Annotated in this window: 11 protein-coding genes; all 11 read right to left on the bottom strand. The window is 44.7% G+C overall.

The window, feature by feature from the left end:
• Positions 1 to 9: 9 nt before the first annotated feature.
• Positions 10 to 2,409: an ABC transporter permease gene (locus L0659_RS09020; protein WP_235125538.1), complete on the bottom strand. Its 2,400-nt coding sequence runs from the start codon at positions 2,407 to 2,409 to the stop codon at positions 10 to 12.
• Between the two features lie 150 nt (positions 2,410 to 2,559).
• Complete coding sequence (locus L0659_RS09015; RefSeq protein WP_235125537.1) at positions 2,560 to 4,062, bottom strand: capsule assembly Wzi family protein; 1,503 nt, start codon at positions 4,060 to 4,062, stop codon at positions 2,560 to 2,562.
• Positions 4,063 to 4,162: 100 nt separating this feature from the next.
• A complete protein-coding gene (locus tag L0659_RS09010; RefSeq protein WP_235125535.1) occupies positions 4,163 to 6,547 on the bottom strand; it encodes an FtsX-like permease family protein in 2,385 nt (794 codons plus the stop codon).
• Between the two features lie 45 nt (positions 6,548 to 6,592).
• On the bottom strand, positions 6,593 to 8,974 hold the full coding sequence (locus L0659_RS09005) for an ABC transporter permease (protein ID WP_235125534.1): 2,382 nt from the start codon (positions 8,972 to 8,974) through the stop codon (positions 6,593 to 6,595).
• A 182-nt stretch (positions 8,975 to 9,156) separates the two neighbouring features.
• The gene (locus tag L0659_RS09000) at positions 9,157 to 9,567 is read right to left on the bottom strand and encodes a hypothetical protein (RefSeq protein WP_235125533.1); all 411 of its coding nucleotides are present in this window, start codon (positions 9,565 to 9,567) and stop codon (positions 9,157 to 9,159) included.
• Positions 9,568 to 9,685: 118 nt separating this feature from the next.
• Positions 9,686 to 12,118: an ABC transporter permease gene (locus L0659_RS08995; protein WP_235125532.1), complete on the bottom strand. Its 2,433-nt coding sequence runs from the start codon at positions 12,116 to 12,118 to the stop codon at positions 9,686 to 9,688.
• A 27-nt stretch (positions 12,119 to 12,145) separates the two neighbouring features.
• Complete coding sequence (locus L0659_RS08990) at positions 12,146 to 14,557, bottom strand: ABC transporter permease (RefSeq protein WP_235125531.1); 2,412 nt, start codon at positions 14,555 to 14,557, stop codon at positions 12,146 to 12,148.
• Between the two features lie 24 nt (positions 14,558 to 14,581).
• Positions 14,582 to 16,984 (bottom strand): ABC transporter permease, encoded by a 2,403-nt coding sequence (locus L0659_RS08985; RefSeq protein ID WP_235125530.1) that lies wholly within the window; start codon positions 16,982 to 16,984, stop codon positions 14,582 to 14,584.
• Positions 16,985 to 17,159: 175 nt separating this feature from the next.
• Positions 17,160 to 19,595 carry an outer membrane beta-barrel protein gene (locus L0659_RS08980; protein WP_235125529.1) on the bottom strand — a complete coding sequence of 812 codons (2,436 nt, stop codon included), beginning with the start codon at positions 19,593 to 19,595 and terminating at the stop codon, positions 17,160 to 17,162.
• 289 nt (positions 19,596 to 19,884) lie between these two features.
• Positions 19,885 to 20,256 carry a hypothetical protein gene (locus L0659_RS08975; protein WP_235125528.1) on the bottom strand — a complete coding sequence of 124 codons (372 nt, stop codon included), beginning with the start codon at positions 20,254 to 20,256 and terminating at the stop codon, positions 19,885 to 19,887.
• Positions 20,257 to 20,554: 298 nt separating this feature from the next.
• Positions 20,555 to 22,933 (bottom strand): ABC transporter permease, encoded by a 2,379-nt coding sequence (locus L0659_RS08970; RefSeq protein WP_235125526.1) that lies wholly within the window; start codon positions 22,931 to 22,933, stop codon positions 20,555 to 20,557.
• Positions 22,934 to 22,946 lie beyond the last annotated feature (13 nt).

The raw sequence follows: 22,946 nt of genomic DNA, 5'->3' as shown, positions 1-22,946 counted from the left end.
TACAGATTTTTACTCGCTTCGTAACGACTTGACGGGATTTGTTAATGCAGCCTTAATGCTCTGAAAACTAATGGTAAGCAATGCCACCACAACCGACAGTGCGCCAGCCAGCAGGAAAATCCACCATTCAATGTCGATGCGATAGGCAAAATCTTTAAGCCAGGTGCTTACGGCCCACCAGGCAATGGGAGAAGCGATGAGGATGGAGGCGATGACAAGTTTCAAAAAATCCTTTGATAGCAATGCGACAATGCCTGCAACCGAAGCGCCCATCACTTTTCGCACGCCGATCTCCTTGAAACGGCGCTCCGCGGAATAAGAAGCGAGTCCGAACAAACCCAGGCAAGAAACGAAAATAGCCAGCGCGGCCAGTATGCCAACGATTTCACTAACCTGACTGTCGGCCTTATAAAGCGTAGCAAAATGATCGTCCAGGAATGAATACTTAAATTCCTGCTGCGGTACAATGTTATTCCAGACAGCCTGAATGCCTGCGATCGCCCGCTTGGCATCATTGCCTTTTATACGCACCGACATTTCCTCGTAACCCCAGTCCTTTTGGTTAAAAAGGCAAAGCGTTTCAATTTTATGGTGCAGCGAATTGAAGTTAAAATCCTTTGCTACACCCACAATTACGCCCGCCGAATCCATCCCGGAGAAGCCAAAATGCTTCCCTACCAATGTTTGGAGCGTTAATTTGGGCTGATCTTTCAAAAGCTCTTTCGCCAGGGACTCATTAACAATGTAAGCCTTAGCATTATCCGCTTCATCATCCCGGAAATTCCTTCCGGCGATGATCTTGATTTTATATAACGACAAATAATCGGGATCGACAACCACTTGCGACGACGCAATCTGTTTCTGAGGCCCGTCGCCATGAAATGTCACGCCGGTCTGGTGTAAGTTATTGCCCAGGCGCTGCTGCGAACCAGTTACGCCGGACACAAATGAGCTGGACAACAACTCTTGTTTAAGCGACTGATATTTAGGCCCTGACTTGGAATCCAACGGGATGATCACAACCTGCTCCCGCTCAAAACCCGGATCCTTTTGCTCCATATAACGCAGCTGCTTAACTGCAAAACCGGTCGCAATGATGAGGAAGACGGCGCTCGAAAACTGTGCAATGACAAGCAGATTTCTGAAATTTGCCTTTCCGGTTTTCAATGTGCCTTTCAAAACCGCGATAGGCTGGAACGCGGATAAGAATACTGCGGGATACAATCCGGAAAATACGCCGATCAGGACCGTTCCGAGCAAAATGCTGCCCAGCAGTGAAGGATTGGTAAAAAATGCAAAGTCAAGATCACGCTGACTGAAATTGCTCACAACCGGAATTAAAAGCTTCACCATCACGATTGCCAGCACCAGCGCTACAAATGATAGCAGAACGGATTCTCCGATAAACTGTCCCGCAAGCTGAAAACGCTGTGCCCCAATAGACTTCCTGATCCCAACCTCCTTCGCCCGGCCTGTGGAACGCGCTGTGGACAAGTTCATAAAGTTGACGCAAGCGATAACCAGCACAATAATGCCGATCACAGAAAAGATGTAAGTATAACTCCGGTCGAACTTTTGATAGTTGATATAGTCGTGCGTGATTTCTGTGGATTTGGCATGGACATCGGCGAGTGGCTGCAAGAAGAGTTCGTAATAGCTGGCGCCTTCTTTGCTCATATGCCTGCCCAGGTAGGCAGGGAATTTCTTTTCCAATGCGGCTATATTGGCACCAGGAGCGACTTCCAGGTAGGTTACCAGCCAGTTGCCGCCCCAATTATCCATGTAATCCGGTCGCGTGACGGTGCTAAATGAAAACAATGCATCAAATTGCAAATGGGAAGTGGCCAGAACATTTTTGAGGATCCCGGTTACTTTGAATGTTAATGTATCATCGCCATAATGAATGACCGATTTCCCGATCGGGTTTTGTGCTCCGAATAGGCTGGCAGCACTTTTTTCCGAAAGCACCACTGTATTAGGCTCTTTCAGCACGCTTTGCTTTTGCCCTTCAAGTAGTTTAAAATCAAACATTTCCAGGAAATTCGGATCTACCCAAAGCGCCTTCGCAAGCTCAGATTTTTTTTCCTCATAAAGCAACGGGACATTGTCAAACTTCCTGATGCGGACAAAGTCCTTTATTTCCGGAAATTCATTTTTAAGCGTCGGCCCCATCGGAAACATGGAAAGGGCCACTTTTTGAGGGGCCACCATGCCTTTGAACTTCTGGACTTCGTCAAGCCGGTAAATGTTTTTAGAATGGATTTTGTCAAAACTAATTTCGTAAAAAACAAAAACCATAATGAGGATACAGGCAGCCATCCCGATCGCGAGGCCGACAATGTTGATTCCGGAAAACACCTTGTTTTTCCAGATATTGCGAAAAGCAATTTTCAGGTAGTTTTTGAGCATAGCAGAGATAGGGATAAGATCTCTGTCACCAACAAACTTATGCCACGGAAATCAAGATATTGATTATCAGATTCTTATATAGCAAAAAACGAACAAAATTGTTCGAAATCGGACAATTTTGTTCGCCTTTGAACAGCCTAAAATAAAGCCTTACCAAGTTCTCTTAATGCCGAAATAGCCACCGGCAGAATTCACGAAAAGATCACCGTTGTCCAGTCCGAATTTTGCTATCAAACTGGTTTTTTTCAAATGCGGAAATACATATTCGCCAGCTAAATAAGTGGATAACTGACCACGAACGGGATTAAAATTCTCTCCCGGCATCCCGAAGTTCTGGCTGTATGAGACCTTCAATGTCAGCGCAAGAACATTTCGCCAGCCCCCCTGTAACCCTGCGTACCAGACATTGACGCGGTTACCAGGGAAATAACGTTTGCTGGTCGGCTTTGACTGGTCCATATCCTTCCCTGGGACAATAAACGGCGTACCCACTGTTCGGTCGAAATATGACCAGCCTTTCGAATATTGAGAATGATTGAAATAGTTATCAGCACCCTGATACGTGCTTCCGGGAATGTAGAATGTTGATCCCGACTGGTCTTTTGTAGACAGGAATTCCAGTGTTAACCGGGTCAGGCCAAAGCCAGCGCGATTTTGTAATGGATTCATTTTAAGATTAATACCAAACAATCCATCCGGCACATTCTTGAAAAGCATACTGGAAACGTCTTCGAACGGATGCTGATGATAAATAAACAGCTGCTTATCACCCACTTTTGTTTCAAATCCGAAATCGTAGCTTCCCAAGTGATTGCCTAAACGATAACTGTCAAAAGAACCATAGCCATTTTTAGTGAACCAATTTTTAGAAGTGTAAGCCAGTACAACGTTGGGGTAGAATTTCCAGGATGATGGCAATTCGCCATTTAATGCCAATTCAGGATGGTTTTTGAGCTCTTCTGAATGTCCTGCCCAAAGCACATTATGATTCAGGCCCAAATAAAATTTATTTTTTGACTTGACCTTACCCAATCGGAAATACAAAAATTTCTGATGGAGCCGGACGCCTTTTATATAATCCGTATCGAACCAGCCATGTGCGAAACCTGCGTGTACGGCGAGAAAATTGTGTGTAAATTTTAAAGGGACAAAGGTTACAGTTCCAATCTGCACCTTTGGGATCGGCAGCGCATTGCCCGAGCCTGCATAAAACCCGGAAGACAATGTTGTATCACCCAAGCCCATCACCTCGCGCCTTCTTCCCGCATAAATTTCGAGCATTTTGAACCTTGCCTTCAAATGCGCTTCCGGCAACAGCACCTGAAACTGATTCTGATCATTATACGTAAGGACCGGATTCACTGCAAATCCCCAGTCAGTTTTCTGCGGACGATTGGAGAGGCTGTCAAAGAACACGTAATCTTTTCTAAGCGTGGCTTGCATTTGTCCTGCGGGTCCGGTCTTCGGCACAATGCCGAATTGGTTGGTACGCAGCCAAAAAGGTGTGGTTTCAGGAGACGAAATGTATGCACCAGCTTCAAGTCCTGCTTTCAAACCTAAGGGCAAAGCATTCCTGTCTTGCGCATTAACAAGCAGACATTGAAATATCAAAAGGCAGGTAGCGGTGTAAAAAACGAGTTTAAACCTGAGCATAACGCACTTATATGAAGGATTACCTTGCAAGATAAAGACGTTTGCACGAAAATTTTCTACCTGGAAATTAATTCAATGTTATTAAACGGTGCGGCCTACCCTACTCGGTTTTCAATGTTTTCACAGGATTCGCAAGCGCGGCCTTGACGGACTGATAGCCAACGGTAAGGCAAGCGATGGCGATTGCAAGGAGGGCGGAAACGGCAAAAATCCACCATTCAATGTCGATCCTGAATGCAAAATCCTGCAACCATTTGTTCATAAAAAAATAGGAAACCGGGCTCGCTATAATGATCGCTATGGCAACGAGCCGCAAGAAATCCATTGATAATAATGTAGTTATACTGGCAATGGAAGCCCCTAAAACTTTGCGAATGCCAATTTCCTTGGTGCGTTGCTCGATGGAAAACAGCGCCAGACCGAAAAGGCCAAGACAGGACAGAAATACAGATAAAAGCGCAAACATGGAGGTAAGATTGGAAGCCAACTCTTCCCTTTTGTAAAATCCGGCGATCTCCTCGTCGTAAAAACTATATTGGAACACATATTCCGGAAAGTGTTTCTGCCAAACCTTCATAATGTCCGGAATCGTAGAAGCGCTGAGGTTTTGCAGCTTAATCCCGGCGCTGCGATAATGCTTCTTTGATGCATAAATGACCGTCGGTTCGATGGTGGAGTAAAGATCCGCATTGTTGAAATCTGACAAAACACCCACAATCACGCCTGTCTTGTTATCCATGTCACCGACCACCAGACGCTTATTCAATGCTTCCTCAGGCGATTTCAACCCTAAGGATTTAGCTAACTTATTGTTAATCAATAACTCATGAAGTGTATCTGACTGAACAGCATTGCGCCCGGCAATGAGTTTCAATCCATAAGTGGCTATATAATGGTTGTCTGCAACCCTGGACCGGGCTACAAACTTTTCCCAATCGCGGTTTTCAAATTTAATGCTGCCGCCGTTTCCTGCCTGTGAAGAAGGTGGGTTTCTGAAAAATGAAATGCTGGCGACTTCTTTAATTCCTGGAATCTCATTGCTCAGCGCTTCAATTTTTGCGGTTTCAGTTTCCGGCAAACCTACATGCAGGATCAAGTCTTTATTCAAGCCCAGATCTTTGTTTTTCAGATATCTGGATTGGAGGATGATCACCATTGAAACAGCGATTAAAACAAACGAAATGCTGAATTGCGCTACTACAAGGCCTTTTCTAACTGAAAACGAGCCGCCGTCATTGGCGAGTGTCATACCCTTGATCGCCCGGATTGGATTCAAATTTGAAATAACCAATGCAGGATAAATGCCCGCCACGCACACGACAAAAAACAACAGCAAAAAGCTGAATGCAAGCAGGGTGAAATCAGTAAAAATGTTCACTTCCACAATGATTTCCAGCCAGTTACTAATTACAGGAGCCAGCAGTTTGGAAAGCAAAATTGATAAAACGAACGACATGCCCGAGAAAAGAGCGGCTTCGTAAATAAAAAGCCAGAACACCTGCCATTGCGAAACGCCCAGCACTTTTCTGATCCCCACTTCCTTGCTCCTCTTAAATGACTGCGCCGTGGAAATGTTGATAAAATTGAAACAGGCTATGAGTATCAGCAGCAAACCGACCGTCGCCAGCATTACGATGGTGTAATATTTGATCTTTCCCCCATAATTCATGTTGAAATGAATGTCCGAAAGCGGTTGCAAATGATAATGGAATACATTGCTGTCGGCACCGTGAATCTTCTTAGCAAACGCAACGAGCTGATTTTCCAATGCCGCCTTATCCTCTTCCGAACGCAGGCTCACAAAAGTTTCCCTATTACTGTCGATCCAGCCCCAATCCTCATATCCATACTCAGGAATCAGCTTTTTTAATGTTGGAAGCGAAACGAAAACGTCTTTTTTAAAATCGGTTTGCTCCGGAAAATCTTTGATAACACCTGCAACAGTCACATTTTCGGCATTATTAAGCCGGATCAGGCGGCCCATTGGATTCGATTTTCCGAAATATTTTTGGGCATAACGCTCCGTAATAACAATGTGCCCCGGCACATTCAGAACCGCCGCATTACCCGCTAAAAATTGATAATCAAATATTTTAAAGAACTCCGAATCTGTAAATGCTGCCGATGATTTTTCGAAAAATTTTTTTGAATTATTGGCTTGTTCTATGCTGATAGTCAATTCGCGCTCGGCCAGGTAAGCGGCATGTGAAACATTTGCAAACTCCTTCCTGAGCGCCGTATGCAAGGCAAAAGCCGAGCCCTTCTCATGCTCGACAGAGCCATCTTCCAAATGCAGATCCACCACCATACGGAAGATCTTATCCGCCTGCGCATGATGCTTATCAACACCCAAATGGTAAGAAACCAGCTGGAAAATAATGATCGCCCCAGCCATACCAATGCCCAAACCGGCCACATTAATAGCCGAGTAAACCTTGTTCCTCACCAAATTCCGCCAGGCAACCCTAAGATAATTCCGGAGCATAAAAAGAGATTTATTGACGCATTCATCGCAGAGGCGACCGCTCACTCATTCACTCCTAAGACTCTTCACCGGATTCATCAACGCTGCCCGGATACTTTGAAAACTCACTGTCGCGAATGCAATAGCGGCTGATAAGAAGGCTGCAACTGCGAAGATCCACCAGTAAATGTCGGTCTTATAAGCGAAGTTTTCGAGCCAGCGATACATTCCATAGTATGCTATCGGTGAAGCTATTACAAATGCAATGAGCACCAGTTTCAGGAAATCTTTGGATAGTAGTCCTACAATGCTGCCCGTTGATGCGCCCATCACTTTCCTTACGCCAATTTCCTTTGTGCGCTGCATTGTGCTGTAAGAAGCCAGGCCGAGTAATCCGAGACATGAAATGAAAATGGCGAGGATAGCGAAATTGAAGAATAGCTTTTCAAAACGCTCTTCACTTCTGTACTGCCGGTCAAAGAACTCGTCCATAAAATAGTAACTAAACGGCCGGTTTGGCATGACCGTCCTCCATTTTTGCTCTACAGCCGCAACAGTTTCTTTAATGTTACCGCCGTCGATTTTGATGGAAACCAGCTCGCTGCCGCCAGGCTCAATGCGCATGGTCAGCGGCTTAATGGTTTCCTGCAACGACCGGAAGTGAAAATCTTTAATCACACCAACGATCTTCCCTTCGCGGCCCCATTGCTTAAACCTGCGGCCTATGGCTTCTTCCGGCGAGCTGTAACCAAACAACTTTACAGCGGCTTCGTTCATCACCATTGCCTGCGTTGTATCCGTTCCGAATTCCCGTGAAAAAGGACGTCCGGCAGCCATTTTCAAGCCAAATTGCTGGATATAATCAAAGTCAACAAAATACAAATCCAGGTTTGCAATCTGTAAATCCCCGCTTTTGTTTTCAATTTCTGAATATGCTCCGGGATTACCACTGCCCGGCACGCTGGATGATGTTGCCGTTGACTTTACGCCCGTCAGGTCCGCCAGGGACTGCTTGAATGCGTCTTTTTTGGGATCACCCTGCGAGTTAACGATCATCATCTGGTCTTTACTAAAACCAAGATCGCGGTTCCGCATGAAATCCATTTGAATGTAAACCACAATGGTCGCAATGATCAGCGCAATCGAAATGGCAAATTGAATGGTTACCAATGACTTTCTTAACAAAATCCCTTTCACACTGGTCGTAAAGCGCCCTTTCAAAACAACTACGGGTTCAAATGAAGACAACACCAATGCAGGATAAATACCCGCCAATATGCCAATAAGGATAGCGGCAATGAACATTCCGGCCACAAAAGGCAGGTTATCCATAATTCCGGTGCTGATAACTTTGCCTGAAAGGTTATTAAAAAGGGGAATCAATGCAGTTGAAAGCACGACGGCAAACACAAATGCGATCAAACACAAAAGAATGGACTCACTGATAAATTGCCGCGCAACGAGCATCTTAGGCGCACCAACAACTTTCCGGATCCCCACTTCCTTGGCCCGTTCTACTGATCTTGCAGTAGTAAGGTTTATAAAATTAATGCAGGCGATCAGCAGAATGAATATGGCTACAACCGAGAATACATACACGTTATTCATGCTTCCGGATTCGGCCGTATCTCTGGTCGATTTTAAATAAACATCCCGCAATGGCTCCAAGAAGAGCTTATAATACATTTGCGATTCCTTCATTGTTTTGCCCGCACGCCTTTCAAGAAATGCCGGAAACTTGTTTTCAAGTGCCGTTTTGGTGGTTCCGGGAGTGAGAAGTAAATATGTTGTAGCGCCAAAATTGCCCCATTGATCGTCCAGTCCTTTGTTGAACCGCTGCGTCATGGTGGTCATCGAGACGAACATATCGCCTTTGATCTGGGAATTTTCAGGAATGTCCTGCATTACGCCTGTCACTTTCGCCGGTAAACCATCGCCCGAAAGCAGCAATGTTTGCCCTACCGGATCCGCATCACCAAAATATTTCTTAGCAGCCTTTTCCGTAAAAACAATGCTTAATTGATCCTTTAATGCTGTTTTCGGATCCCCTTTAATGAGTTTGAAATCAAAAACCTGAAAGAGCGTCGAATCAGCAAAAACCGTTTTGTCTTCCTGGAATTTGATGTCGCCCTTTCTGACCAGAAAACTCCCCCCGCTAACACGGGTGAAAGCCTCAACTTCGGGAAAATCACTTTTAATGCTTGGTGCAAAAGCCCAGGAAGTTATACCCGCATTAATGGTTTCAGAAGGTGTCTTAATATCGGTTACCAGCCTGTAAATGCGGTCAGACTTGGTGTGGAACGCGTCATAACTCAACTCAAAATTCACATAAAGAAATATCAGAAAACAGGCCGACATCCCGACAGTCAGTCCCATAATGTTGATAAAAGAAAAAACTTTGTGCTTCCACAAGTTCCGAAGGGCAATTTTAAGATAGTTTTTCAGCATGGTTATCGGTCGAAGGATTGTTGTTGCAGCGCGGGCTGAGCGCTCTGTGCACTTTCAAAACATATGTGCCAATTTTGCGATCACTTATAATTTTCTCATTATCAAACATTTGTATTTTAAAACAAAAAATCAGCTGTCCGAAATCGAACAGCTGATTTTTTAGTCTGGACAGTAAGACAGCCCTAATTATAGTTGAAAGCTATCTCGTTTCCGTAAACGACGGAGTTATCTTCCATGATAGCATAAGCTCGATAATATACATTGCCTCCGCAAATCTCACCGGATTGCTTGTGTTTAGGGCCGGGTAAAAACGGCAGCGGGAAAACTTCTTTCACATCATTTTCTACGACAGGATTGCCCACACGCGGATTTCCAACTCCGATTGTCGTGTAAACGATTCCGTATTCCTTCACAGTCTTCGTCCCGACGTCCTTAATGTCCAAATGCAAAGTGTAACTACACTTCCAACCGTTGCCGGAAGTCCATTTCAGCGTTTCCAATTGAGGCGGATTTCCAGGCAGCTGATGATCCACACAGGCTTGCGCAAAAAGCATGAATGCAAAAATCAGGGAATAATAGAGCGTACGGCGCATATAAATAGTAGTTTGAGGTAGTTAAATATGACCATATAAACTACAAATATTACTAAATATTCCGATTAATTTCAATAGATCTATCCTTTGAAATTACTAATCGGTCTGCAATATACGTTTAGTCACTCTTCAACGACTTAACCGGGTTCATCAATGCGGCCTTAATGCTCTGGAAACTTACGGTTGTGAACGCAATTAAGATCGCCGTTACCGCACTCACAGCGAACATCCACCAACTAATCGTAATCTTATACTCAAAGTCTTGCAGCCATTTATTCATGAAATACCAGGCCAGCGGCGATGCCAGCACAATTGCGATAAACACCAGCAGCAAGAAGTCCCGGGAAAGCAACCCGACAATGCTTGTTACCGACGCTCCAAGCACTTTTCTTACACCAATTTCCTTCATGCGCTGCTGCGCCATGAATGTGGCAAGCCCAAATAAACCCAGGCAGGCGATAAAGATGGAAAGTCCGGCAAAAATTTGATACAGTAAGCTCAGCTGACGGTCCTGATTATAAAACTCCTCAATGCTCTGATCGAAAAACTTTCCTTGTAATGTCACCTCCGGAAATACGCGCGCATATATTTTCTCAATCTCACCTACGGCACGTGACACGTTTTTAGTTTCGATTTTTATTCCCGCCAGCCAGTAATATTTTGGCATAGGCATGATCATAATCGGCTTGGCTGCGTCCCTTGCTGAGTTCGCCTTGAAATCCTTCACGACACCCACAATAGGCTGCCAGTCGCCGCCGCCCATCCGGAGGTTTTTACCAATGGCCTGTTGCGGATCTTTGATCCCCACCTTTTGCAGAAATGTTTCATTTACGACACAGGATCCAATGGAATCCCCGGCCTGATAGGGGCCGCCAGCAGCAAACTCCAAACCATAAGCCTGGAAATAATGATGATCGGCGAATTTGTTAAAAAGCTGAAAATCTTCGTCTTTTCCTTTGTTATCAAAAGCAAAATTGCCGGACCAATTATCATCGGACGAGGGAACATCGGATGAAAAGCTGACGGAAGAAATGTCAGGACTTTGCAGAAGTTCATTTCTTAATGTTTCAAAACGCGTCTGGTAGGCCTCATCCAGATTCACGGAATAGACGCCTTCTTTGACAAAACCCAGATCAAGGTTACCAATGTATTTCATTTGTGCAATGGTCACAATGGTACCCACAACGAGAATTTGAGAAATGCCGAATTGAACGATAATAAGCGTTTTTTGTAAAGAAACACCCCCCAATGACCGGTTCGCGATCTTGCTTTTAATCGCCTCAATCGGCCGGAAGCCTGACATTACGACTGCTGGATAAAACCCTGCGACAAAGCTTACTATAATAGCCAGCGCACCAATAAAAAACCACAGCTGCGGATTTTGAACGACCGGAAGCTCTGCGGGAACACGCGAAATTTTGCCAAGCAAAGGCATGCTGAGCATGGCAATCACCACCCCAAGAACAACTGCAAATCCAACGATGAGCACAGTTTCACTCAAAAACTGCCGCATTAGCTCCGACCGGCCGCTTCCAAGCACTTTCCGCACACCCACTTCCTTCGAGCGACGGACTGATTGAACAGTGGCGAGGTTAATGAAATTAATGCAAGCCATTGAAATGATCAGAATTCCGATCACTACCAGGGTCCAAAGCACGTTTTTACTAATGATATGGTCGGAATAGTTGGGATAACGGTCGTCGTAATGCTGATCGGCCAGCGGGCTTAAAAAGTGTTTGATCTTGAAATTGTCTTTCTTGTTGTTATAATGTTTGGCAACAAATTTTCCCAACAACCGATCAATGGTTGCTGGCGCAACATGTTCGGGCAGAAGCACAAATAACTGATCATTGCTGCTCGTGCCGCCCCAACTTTCAAAACCTCCAAAGCCAAATAGCAACGGTTGCTGCCGCTTGGATTCGTACGAAACGACGATATCGACCGGAAAATCTGTATTGACCGGCGGATTGGCCAGGATCCCGCCCACTTTCATCACCGTTTTGTTATTGATTTTAATAAACTGCCCTACGGCCTCCTGCCAGTTCCCGAAATATTTTTCAGCCCTTCTCTGCGAAAGCACAATGACATTAGGGTCTTTCAGAACGGATTTAGAGCCAGCTAAAAATGGAAAATCGAAAATATCAAAGAACTCAGGGACAGTGAGTAAGCCGTCATTATCTTCATAAAATTTCTTGTCGGACGCTTGATTGTTCGCATCTTTTCCCAGAATTGTTACCTGTGGTTCCAGCGTGCCATAAATCGGCACCAGCTTTTCAAACTGGGGGATATCCACTTTCAAAGCCGCGAAAAATGGCAGCGGGCTCCCGGGTGTGAAATCAGTTTGCCCTGTCGCGTAGTCCGTTTGCTTTACTATGCGGTAAATGCGGTTGTACTTGCTGTGAAATTTGTCAAACCCTGACTCATAGGAATATACGACGTAAAGCAGCAAACAAGCGGCTACGCCCACAGACAGGCCTAATACATTCAGGATGGTGTAATTGCGATATCGGAGAATGGTCCGCAGCGCAACTTTGAGATGATTTTTAAGCATAAGTTCAGGTTTTTGGCCTAGGCCTGCTCATTCATTTTTTAAAGACTCAACCGGGTTCATCAACGCGGCTTTAATGCTTTGGAAACTAATTGTAAATAAGGCAATTGCAATTGCTCCAAGTCCGACATATATGAAGGTAATAGGACTGATTTTAATCTGATATGCAAAGTCGGAGAGCCATTTGTTCATGCCATACCAGGCTGCCGGAACAGCAATAGCGATCGCGATCAGCATGAGTTTCACAAAATCTTTTGAAAGCAGCAGGACAATGCTTGCTATCGAAGCTCCCAACACTTTCCTGACACCGATTTCTTTCGTTCTCTGCTCTGAAATAAATGCGATCAATGCGAATAATCCCAGGCAGGATATAAAGATTGTTATGCCGGAAAACAGCCCAAGGATGGATGAAACGCGGGTTTCGGCCTTATACATATCGTCAAATTCCTGATCCAGAAAATGATACTCGAACGGCCGCATCGGAAAGTTTTCTTTCCAGCTCTTTTTCAGCAGCTCTACTGCTTGTGCACTTTCGTTGGCGCCAATTTTCACCATCACCTTTCCAAAATAATTGTATTCGGGAATGATTGCAATCGGGCCTATTTTCTCGTGCATTGATCTGAAATGAAAATCCCTTGCAACTGCTTTCACTGCCCCTTCCCGACCATTCATATTTACCAATTTCCCTATGGCAGTTTCCGGAGTCCAGCCCAACGCCTTCACAGCTGATTCGTTTAGTATGAATGCAAATTTTCGCAATGCAGCGGAATCGGTGGTTGCCTGTAAAATATCCGTATTGCTGAAATTTTGGCCTGCAACTAGTTCCATCCCGAGTGTTTGGACAAAATCCTTTTCCACCGGGATTGCGGTGATATTCAGCTGGAAATTCTGCGGCTTGTCGCTCGCTGAAATGGTATAACCGCCTTGCACATTCACTGGCGAATCGTAAGATGCGGTCACCGACTTTACGATTGGATGGCTCAGCAAATCATTCTTGATCGCCGCAAGTTTTCCGGCGGAAATGCCCGAGCTGATGTCCATTACAATGATTTGTGACGGATTCAAACCGAGATTTTTATTTTGAATGAATTGAAGTTGCTGATTGGCAATAATCGTCCCAATGATAAAAAGGATTGAAGTGGTAAACTGAAAAACGACCAGCGAGCTGCGCAAACCGCTTCCTCCCTTCGTGGCAAGCACTTTTCCTTTTAAAACTTTGATCGGCTCAAACCTGGAAAGCACCGCAGCCGGGTAAAGCCCTGACAGCAATGTTACGCCAATGCCCAGCGAGAACAGTAGCAGGATCACATAAACGGCCGGCCATATCTTAAAGCCAAGCGCGTTTCCGGAAATATTGCTAATGATGGGAAAGCCCAGAAGAGCAATGAGCAGCCCCACCAAAATGGCACCAAGCGTAATGAGGCCACATTCAAAGAGATACTGACGAAAAACTTGCGTCCTGGCCGCGCCCATCACTTTGCGCACGCCTACTTCACGTGCCCGGACTGCGGAACGGGCAGTGACCAGATTAATGAAATTGATGCAGGCGATGATCAGGATAAGTAACCCGACACCGGATAGAATGTAAACGTATTTGTAGTTGCCGGAAGCCTCCAAGCCAGCGGAAACATTGGAATAGAGGTGAATGCGGTTAAATGCTTCGAGATCCAATTTCACTTTCGTGGACCGATCCTGCGGATTATTCAGGTTTTTGGCAGCGAATTTATCGACTTTTGCTTGTAATGTCCCGATTTTCGCCTCCGGTTGCAACAGCAGATAAGTGTAGTCGTTTGCCGAGTCAAATGCTTCGGTTTTGGAACGGGGCAATGTGCTGTAACTGCCTAGCCAGTTGAATTTTATATGCGAATAAGACGGAATATCGGAGATCACGCCCGTCACTTGCATTCTCAGGTTCTCATTCATCGTCACCGACTTCCCTATCGCGCTTTCCTGTCCGAAATATTTCCGGGCAGTGGTTTCGTCTATAACTACGGAATTAGGCTGTGCCAATGCCGTTGCCTGATCGCCTTCAATAAATTGAGTTGGAAAAATTTTGAAAAATGATGCATCTGCGAAAAGGACCTTTTTCTCGTTGAACAGCGCTTCATTGTATTTCACGGCAACCGGTCCCCCGGCGCTAAAAGGATAAATCCGGACGGCTTCTTTGATTTCAGCAAATTCACGGGCAAAAGCAGGCCCCACCGCAGTGGGTGTAACAGCAATATGGACCGGTTCACTATCACCGGATTGGTAGAAAAAGTTGACCCTTACAATGTGGTCGCTATTGACCTGGAAGCGGTCATAACGAACTTCATGAAGCACATAGGTGGCTAATAACAGCAAACAACCAATTCCCAGGGCAAGCCCCATGATGCTGATAAAAGAATTGGTTTTGTACTTCCAGAGGTTACGGACGGCAATTTTAAAATAATTTTTAAGCATGTGTTATGGTTTTATTGTAAATCTTTATTCACTTTTTAGGGACTTCACCGGATTCATCAGCGCAGCTTTAATGCTTTGGAAACTGATTGTAAATAAGGCGATTGCAATGGAAATGAATGCGGCAAACATGAATACGCCCCAATTAATGTTTGTATGGTAGGCAAAGTTTTGAAGCCAGTTGTTCATAGCATACCAAGCTATGGGTGAGGCAACTATAATCGCTATAATCACCAGTTTAAGAAAATCATTGGATAGCATGATCACAAGGCTGGCGATGGATGCGCCAAGCACTTTCCTTACGCCTATTTCTTTGGTGCGGATCTCAGCCACGAAAATCGACAATCCAAGTAAACCCATGCAGGAAATAAAGATCGCTATGCCCGAAAAAATGCCGAACAGCAGCTGCTGGGTTTGTTCTGTGGCATACAAAACGCCGAATTTTTGATCCAGGAACTCATATTCAAATGGTCTGTCAGGAAATTGTCTTTGCCAAACCGATTCAATGTGCGCCAGGGCTTCTTTAATATTCCCACCCGAAATGTGCACCGACATCCAGCCCAACCGGTCTGTTTGCGCAAACATCGCGATAGGAGCCACTTTCTGATGCAATGATTCGAAATGATAATCCTTTGTCACACCCACGATCTGGCCGCGGATCTCGCCATAACCAAATCGAGCGCCGATGGCGTCGCCCGGATTTTTCCAGCCCAGCTGCTTCACAGCGGTTTCATTCAGGATGAACCCATTGGTTTTATCCGTTGAAAAAGCCTTCGAAAAATTCCGGCCGGCGGCCATTTCAATTTGATATGCGGGAATAAAATCTTCGTCCACCGACAATGATTTTACACCAATATCAGCCGGTGCCATTGAGTCCCCTTTCATGACATAAGCTTCCCAGGAATCCAGCAACCTGCCCGAAGGAACGCGCGACGACCTTCCTACTTCAACAATGTTGCTGTTTGCCTTCAACTGCTGCTTAATGCTCTCGTAGTTGATGACCGAATCACTTCCTGCACGCAAAAGCACCATTTGATCTTTGGAAAAACCAAGCTTATAATTTTTCACATACTTCATTTGATTGTAAACCACAGCCGTACAAATGATGAGCACAACCGCGATCGCAAATTGCGTTACCACAAGCCCCTGACGCAACTTTCCATTCTTCAATGCTGACGCGACCCGGCCCTTAAATACACTCAATGGCTGAAAAGATGTCATAAAAAACGCCGGATAACTTCCTGCGATCACGCCCGTGAACAACGTGATTGCCAGCACAATGCTCAGGAATAAGGGATCCAGTAAAGCATTGAAAGAAAGTTGTTTCTGGGTAAAGTCATTCAAGAAAGGAAGGCATATCACCACGAGCACAATGGCAAAAAACAACGAGACAACGACCAGCAAAATAGATTCACTCAAAAACTGCCGGATCAGCTGATGCCTTACCGCGCCGATCACTTTGCGCATTCCCACTTCTTTGGCCCGCGTGGCAGAACGCGCGGTGGCCAGGTTCATATAGTTAATGCATGCAATAACCAGAATGAAAATTGCGATGGCTGAGAACAGGTAAACATATTGGATATCACCATTAGACTCAATTTCCGAATCAAGATGTGAGTGTAAATGTATATCTGTAAGTTTGGTAAGATTAAGGACCGAATATGTTGATGCATTGGTATCAATATGGCGGTTCTGAAATGCGGGAAACGCTTTGACCAGCTTTTGCGGATCGTAATTTTTAGGTAAAAGTAAAAATGTTGAGAACGAATTGTTCCCCCAGTTTGACCTCAAACCTTCGGCTCCATAAACACGGCCGTCATTTAATGTGGAGAAGGAGATCAAAGCTTCCGGATGAAAATGCGATTGGGACGGCAAAGACTCAAAAACGCCTGTTACGGTGCAATCAAAGTGATTTTCCAGCTTAACAGTCTTTCCGATCGGGTTTTCTTTTCCAAAATATTTTTCCGCCATCTTTTTTGAAAACATGATGGAGAATGGGTTTTCCAGCGCTTTGTCGGGGTTACCCTGGATTACTTTAAAGGAGAAAAGCTTGAAAATATTAGCCTCGGCTGCGAACACATTACCTTCATTATAAATATTTTCACCATACTCAATGAGACCACCCATTTCCAGCATACGCACAACCTGCTCAACCTCAGGAAAATCCTGCTTTACCAACGGTCCAAAAGGCGGTGCCGCATGTCCCAAACGAAGCGATTCTGTGCCGTCTTTGGATAGGAATGTCCGGTTCAAACGATAAATGCGCTCAGCATTTGCATGAAACCGGTCATAGCTGAGCTCGTCTTTGACATAAAGGGATAAAAGCAAAAAACAAGCAAGACCAATAGCAACTCCGGATATATTGATGAAGCTGAATGTCTTGTGTTTCAGCAAGTTCCTTACTGCAATTTTGAGATAGTTTTGAAACATGGCTATTGAGGCTTTTGGTTTTCAGGACAACAAAGTTATGCCATCACCACAAACAACTGAATGTCAGCGTTTTGTAATGATGGCAATTGTTCGATACCGGACATGCATGTTCGCCTGTGCGTTAAGAATCCTTCTCGTGTATTAGCGACTTTGGAAGGAATCTTAACCCAGCAAATCAATTTTGAACATCGTCATTTCTGATGCTGCGCTTGTTTTTCTTGATGGCTTCTTTCAACCGCCCAAATTTGTAATTTAAGCTCATATTGAAATATCGGAAGTAATCTCTCCTGTCATTAAAGGATGTAAAATTCGGCCCGGACGTTTCCGTATGGTATTTTCTGAATTTGGTAAAAGGGTTATTAGCGGCTGCCGAAAACGAAAGTTTATCCCTTATAATGTCCTTGTTTACACTGAAAGACTGGCTGATCATCGAATTGGAGGTGCCTTGCAAATTCACGCTCGGCCCCATGCTAACCAGATTTGCATTGATACGCCAGTCGTTTTCCAGTTTGTAGCCCGTAGAAGCAGACAATTGATACATTACGCCGCTATTAGTGATTGTCGCGCCGTTCACAATGCCGGTAACTTTTCCGTGTGCAATGCGCAGGTTTGCACTGAAATTCCATTTTTTCGTGATTGGATAATTCGCATTTAGATTTCCATTAATGAGCCTGGCTTTCCCTGTGTTTCCGTATGATGTGCGCGTAATTTCGGTCTCCGGATTGTAAACCGCAACGGCAAAAATCAGGTCTTTGAACTGTGTAAAGCCTACACCAAAATTAATAGAGCCCTTTTTTGACTTGCTATAACCCAATTGTAAATCGTGCACAAACGCAGGCCGCAGATCAGGGTTACCGGTTCTTTCAAAACTTGGATTGGTGCGGTCGATGAATGGATTGAGCTGGTAAATTCCGGGACGCTGAATGCGTTGGGTATAACCAAAATTGAGGCCAGCATTATCTTTGAATTTCCTGTTAATTGAAACCGACGGGATGACATTGAAGTAATTTTGCCTCACTTCTGAGTCCGTAGAAACAAAATCGGCATCAATCACAGTTTGCTCAATCCTTGCACCCGCCTTAACGCCCCAGTTTTTGAAGTTGTATTGATAAGTGTTGTATGCGCCAAACACATTCTGTGTGTTATTGAACATATTACTCATATCGGAATTTACTATAAACGTCTTGCTTTCTGCATCATACGTGCTGTATTGGAAATCACTTTTGTTATTCCGCATAATGCCTTTTAAGCCAGCTTCAATGTTCAGTTTTTTGACTGGATACACATAATCCACCTGAAAAGTCTGCTCAGAAAAACTTTGGTCGTTGATTTGCCTGTAATCGGGCGTGTCGTAATTGATCCGCTCTGAGATCAGCAGATTGCTATTTTGGTTGTTATCAAAACCATAGTAACGGTAAGAGAATGTCAAAAGCCTGTTTTTGTCTGCTTTAAAACCTTTCTGATAATTCAATGCAGCATCCATTCCATTGCCGTGACCATCGTTATTATTTCTGACACGGTAACCCTCCACGACTGCGTCATCTACATTAATTACCGAAGTCTGGTTACCCGAACCATCGGATTTGCTTCCGTTAAAATTCACCTGTGCACTCAACAAATTGAGGCTATCCACTTCATAACTAACCTCATAGCCGACGTATCCGTTCCTGTTTCCCGATCTTGCAAAACTTTCCTGAAATAATTCCGAAGGTTCTGTTCCCAATGCAGTCCGTCCCACCTGAGTGCGTGTCAGCGGCGTGTCGTAAATGCTGCCGCCAGCCAGCGCCGTCATCCCGAATTTTCCCAGCTTTGCCGAAAATGTCCCGCCAAAACCTGGTCCGCCTACCCGGAAACGCTCGCTTACATTCAATGTGCCGTTGTAGCCGTTATCCACTTTTTTGTTGGTAATAATGTTGATAATGCCCGCCAAACCTTCGGCGTCATATTTTGCTGGCGGCGTTGTGATTACTTCAATGCGTTCGATGGAAGAAGCCGGCATGCTCCGCAAAACCTCCTTGTAACTGCGCTCGACCATGCTGGAAGGTTTTCCATTGATCAGGATCTTGAAATCCGCATTGCCTTTCAGGTAAATGTTCTCATCACCATCCACAGACAGAAAAGGCACTTTGCGCATCATTTCGAGCACACTGTAAACCTTGCTTTCCGGATCGGCCTGCAGATCGTAAGTAATGCGGTCAATCTCATGTTTTACAATAGGTTTGAAAGCAGTTACTGTGACTTCCTTCAAGCCAACAATAGATGGACTAATGTAAATTGCGCCCAAGTCGACTGTGTTTTTTAAGCTGTCTGAAAGATCCGCGTTAATGGTTTTTGAAAGATAACCCACGCCCACGATCACCACTGAATATTTCCCGGGTTTCAGTTTTTCAAAAGAAAAGGAGCCATTGGTTTTCGTAAAATCAGCTTTCACAGCACCATTTCCGAGCATGAGATTAACGGTCACAAAATCAAGCGGTTTATTGCTCGCAGAGTCAATTACTATCCCTGAAATTTTACTTCCTGATGATAAAGATTGACCAACAGCAGCGGAACTCATGCAGACCAGCCCGGAAATCAGGGCCGCAAGAATAGTTAAGAATAAAGTTTTCATGGCTAACATTTTTATGGCTAATAGATTTAAAAAGCATAGGAATTCCCGCAAGAGTTTTCACTCTTTTAAAATTTTCCGGATCCAAATTTTTGAGAATATTACCTGCGACACGAACAATTATGCACCCCAGCAGTAACGCAACAAATGTATTGAAAGGTACTTTGCGATGCAAGGTACTATGCTAAATTATTTTAAATCTTTATGCTATCAGCTTTCTTATAAAATAAAAAGACTTGCCAAGCCCCGAGGACCTAGCAAGTCTGATAAAATGCAATTGAAATTCCCTTAATTATCCTCTGCGATTGTAACGTCCGTTATTGTAGTTGTTTTGGTAAGCAAACAAACGTTGACGTTGAACCGGTGTCAGCACTTCCAGAATGTCATTTTGTTTTGCTTTTTCCAACTTTTTTGTATTCTGGAAACTGCCATATCTTCTGTTAGACATTAATTGGTCGTAGTGGTTTTCGATCTTTTTGATCTTATTTTCCTGTTTCCGCGTCAGCTTTACAATTTGGTCTAGCTTGTTGATCTGGTATTCTTCAAAAGCATTGTCGCTGCGTGAGTTGTTAACAGCTGGAACCTCATGGCGGTAACGTTGCGCGAAGGCATTTCCAATGGTTAATGTTACTATGGTTGCGATTGCTAAGATGGTCTTTCTCATGGTTTCTAATAATTAAATTGTTTGTTTTATGTAGGTTAGAGGCCCTTTTCGGACAAACGTTTAACGCACTAGAAAAGCAATCTGCAAACTGTAACAATTACCAGATCATCTGCCAATCCGCACCGATGAAATGCTTTATATATACAGAAGCCGGGTTGAAACCCGGCGCCAGGAAATCTTTCGTGCCTGACGGCACTCGTCCTGACAAGTGCCGTCAGGCACGTATATTTTTAACCCCGGGTTTCAACCCGGGGAGGGGGAGGGAGACCGAGTGAGCGAGAGAGGGATAGATAGAGCACTACTCACTCCTAAGCGACTTCACTGGGTTCATTAGTGCTGCCTTAATCGCCTGGAAGCTGACGGTCATTAATGTGATCAGGATGGCGGTGATGGCTGAGATGGCGAAGACTACCCAGCTTAATTCAATGTGATATTCGTATTTATTCAGCCAGTCGCTCAGGAAATAGAGTGCGATGGGCGATGCGATCGCGCAAGAGACGATGACGAGATAGACAAATTCTTTTGAGAGCATAGCCCACATTTGCGCGACACTGGCGCCCAGGGCCTTCCTGATACCGATTTCCTTCGTTCTTTGTTCAGCCGTGTAAGCGGCAAGTCCGAATAACCCAAGGCAGGATATAAACACTGCTAGCACCGCGAAAACCCGGGCCAACTTACCAATCCGCTCCTCAGCCCGGAATTTAGCTTCATATTCCTCATCCGCAAACTTGAATTCAAACGGAGAATCAGGATCGTGTTTCCTGAAAATCGCTTCAACTTTTTTTAGTGACTTTTCCACAGGAGTGCCAGGCAATAGCTTAACATTGATCAGGTTAGCCCATTCATAGTCCATCAAGAAAACTGTCGGAACGGCGGGCTCATATGGAGATTGCATGACCATGTCTTTGACAACACCAACAACTTGTCTGGGTTTTCCGTTGAAGCGGATCGTTTTACCGATAATGTCCTTTATACCCGTCAGTTTTACAGCCGATTCATTCAAAACAAATGCTGCCGTGTCGGTCGAGAATTCCCTTGAAAAGTCACGTCCTTCGACAATTTTCCAACCAATTGTTTTACCAAAATCGTGCGTACAGGCAATTGTCCCGAACAAAGGAAGAGAACCTGCTTCCATTCCGTCCCATTCAAAACCGATCTGATTGGAATAAATGCCGGTTGTCGGACTGGACGATTCGCTCATTTCATACACCACGCCCGATTTGAGCAAATCGTCACGCAGCGGATAATATTTACCAAAAAGATTCGGGGAAATGTTGATTTGTAAAAGCCCTTGCCTGTCATAGCCCACGGGCCGGTTTTTGGCATGCTGGATTTGCTGGAAAACAATGATCGTTCCGATAATCAAGGTGATCGAAACCGTAAACTGCATGACAACCATCACTTTACGCGGCACAGCCGACCATTTACCCACTTTAAATGTTCCTTTCAACACAGAAAGCGGATTAAATGATGACAAATAAAATGCCGGGTAACTTCCTGATATTAAGCCTGTAAACAATGAGAAGACAACCAGCATTAACCAGAATTGAATATACTGCCAAGGAAAGCTCACGTGCTTGCCCGACAGATTATTGAAAGCAGGAAGCGAAACCAAAACAATGATTATAGCAAGAATCAACGCGAAGGAGACAACCAAAAACGATTCGCTAAGGAATTGAAATATCAGCTGACTGCGCAGTGATCCGATCGATTTCCTGATACCAACCTCTTTGGCGCGCTTTTCAGAACGGGCGGTGCTGAGGTTCATGAAATTGATGCAAGCCAGCAGCAAAACGAAAACCCCGATAATGCTGAATAGCCAGACAAACTGAATGCCTCCGCCCACATTTTTGCCATTCTTAAAATCGGAATACAAATGCCAGCGGCTCATCGGATGCAGAAAATATTGCGGCTTGTCCGTTTTTGAAAAAGCATGCGGCAATTCAACATCCCGAATTTTTAATGATACTTTTTCTATATCAGCATGGTCGGCAACCTGCGCGTAAAACTGGAAAGAATGGTTACCCCATTGCGTTTGCGCTTCTTTTACCCAATTCTCGGCCAGCAGATAATCATTCCAGGTCAGGAGCAGATTCAGCTCATTGAACTCGGAATTGAATGGAATGTCTTCATAAACGCCCGTCACTTTTACATCTTTCTTAATGTCCAGTTTGAGGGTTTTATTCAAAGGATCTTCATTACCAAAAAGTGCCTTGGCAACCGATTCGGAGATGACGACCGAGCCGGACTCTTTCAATGCTGTTTTCAAATCACCTTTCAGCATTTTCAAAGAAAGCATTTCGGGAAGGGCGGGTTGCGCCCACATGCCTGGCTTGTTGATTTTTTTATCACCATTGGCCAGCAAATGCCCGAAATTCCATGATGCCATGGAAGTGTTTTTAAAATCGGCCGAGTATTTATTGGCCATTTCTGCCACAGCCGGAAGCGACACCGCCCTTCCGCTGCCGGTTTGACCATTGAAAGTCTGGCTAATGTACGCCTGCGTGAGCCGGTCGTAGTTTTTGTGATATTTATTAAAAGAAAGCTCGTCCCACACCCAAAGTCCGATCAGCATGGCAACCGCGATTCCTACGGCCAGTCCGGCAATGTTAATGAAAGAATAGATCTTGTTTTTTAGGAGATTTCGGAATGCGATTTTGAAATAATTCTGGATCATGGCTGTGCAGTTT

Origin of the sequence: Dyadobacter sp. CY347, from assembly GCF_021502655.1 — a bacterium.
Lineage (GTDB): Bacteria > Bacteroidota > Bacteroidia > Cytophagales > Spirosomataceae > Dyadobacter.
This window is presented reverse-complemented; position numbering and strand designations above follow the sequence as displayed.

Excerpts from the sequence above, each read along its gene's own strand:
- L0659_RS08975 (WP_235125528.1), bottom strand. The coding sequence starts at position 20,256 with ATGAGAAAGACCATCTTAGCAATCGCAACCATAGTAACATTAACCATT.
- L0659_RS09005 (WP_235125534.1), bottom strand. The coding sequence starts at position 8,974 with ATGCTGAAAAACTATCTTAAAATTGCCCTTCGGAACTTGTGGAAGCAC.
- L0659_RS09020 (WP_235125538.1), bottom strand. The coding sequence starts at position 2,409 with ATGCTCAAAAACTACCTGAAAATTGCTTTTCGCAATATCTGGAAAAAC.
- L0659_RS08970 (WP_235125526.1), bottom strand. The coding sequence starts at position 22,933 with ATGATCCAGAATTATTTCAAAATCGCATTCCGAAATCTCCTAAAAAAC.
- L0659_RS08980 (WP_235125529.1), bottom strand. The coding sequence starts at position 19,595 with ATGAAAACTTTATTCTTAACTATTCTTGCGGCCCTGATTTCCGGGCTG.
- L0659_RS09000 (WP_235125533.1), bottom strand. The coding sequence starts at position 9,567 with ATGCGCCGTACGCTCTATTATTCCCTGATTTTTGCATTCATGCTTTTT.
- L0659_RS09015 (WP_235125537.1), bottom strand. The coding sequence starts at position 4,062 with ATGCTCAGGTTTAAACTCGTTTTTTACACCGCTACCTGCCTTTTGATA.
- L0659_RS08985 (WP_235125530.1), bottom strand. The coding sequence starts at position 16,984 with ATGTTTCAAAACTATCTCAAAATTGCAGTAAGGAACTTGCTGAAACAC.
- L0659_RS08995 (WP_235125532.1), bottom strand. The coding sequence starts at position 12,118 with ATGCTTAAAAATCATCTCAAAGTTGCGCTGCGGACCATTCTCCGATAT.
- L0659_RS09010 (WP_235125535.1), bottom strand. The coding sequence starts at position 6,547 with ATGCTCCGGAATTATCTTAGGGTTGCCTGGCGGAATTTGGTGAGGAAC.
- L0659_RS08990 (WP_235125531.1), bottom strand. The coding sequence starts at position 14,557 with ATGCTTAAAAATTATTTTAAAATTGCCGTCCGTAACCTCTGGAAGTAC.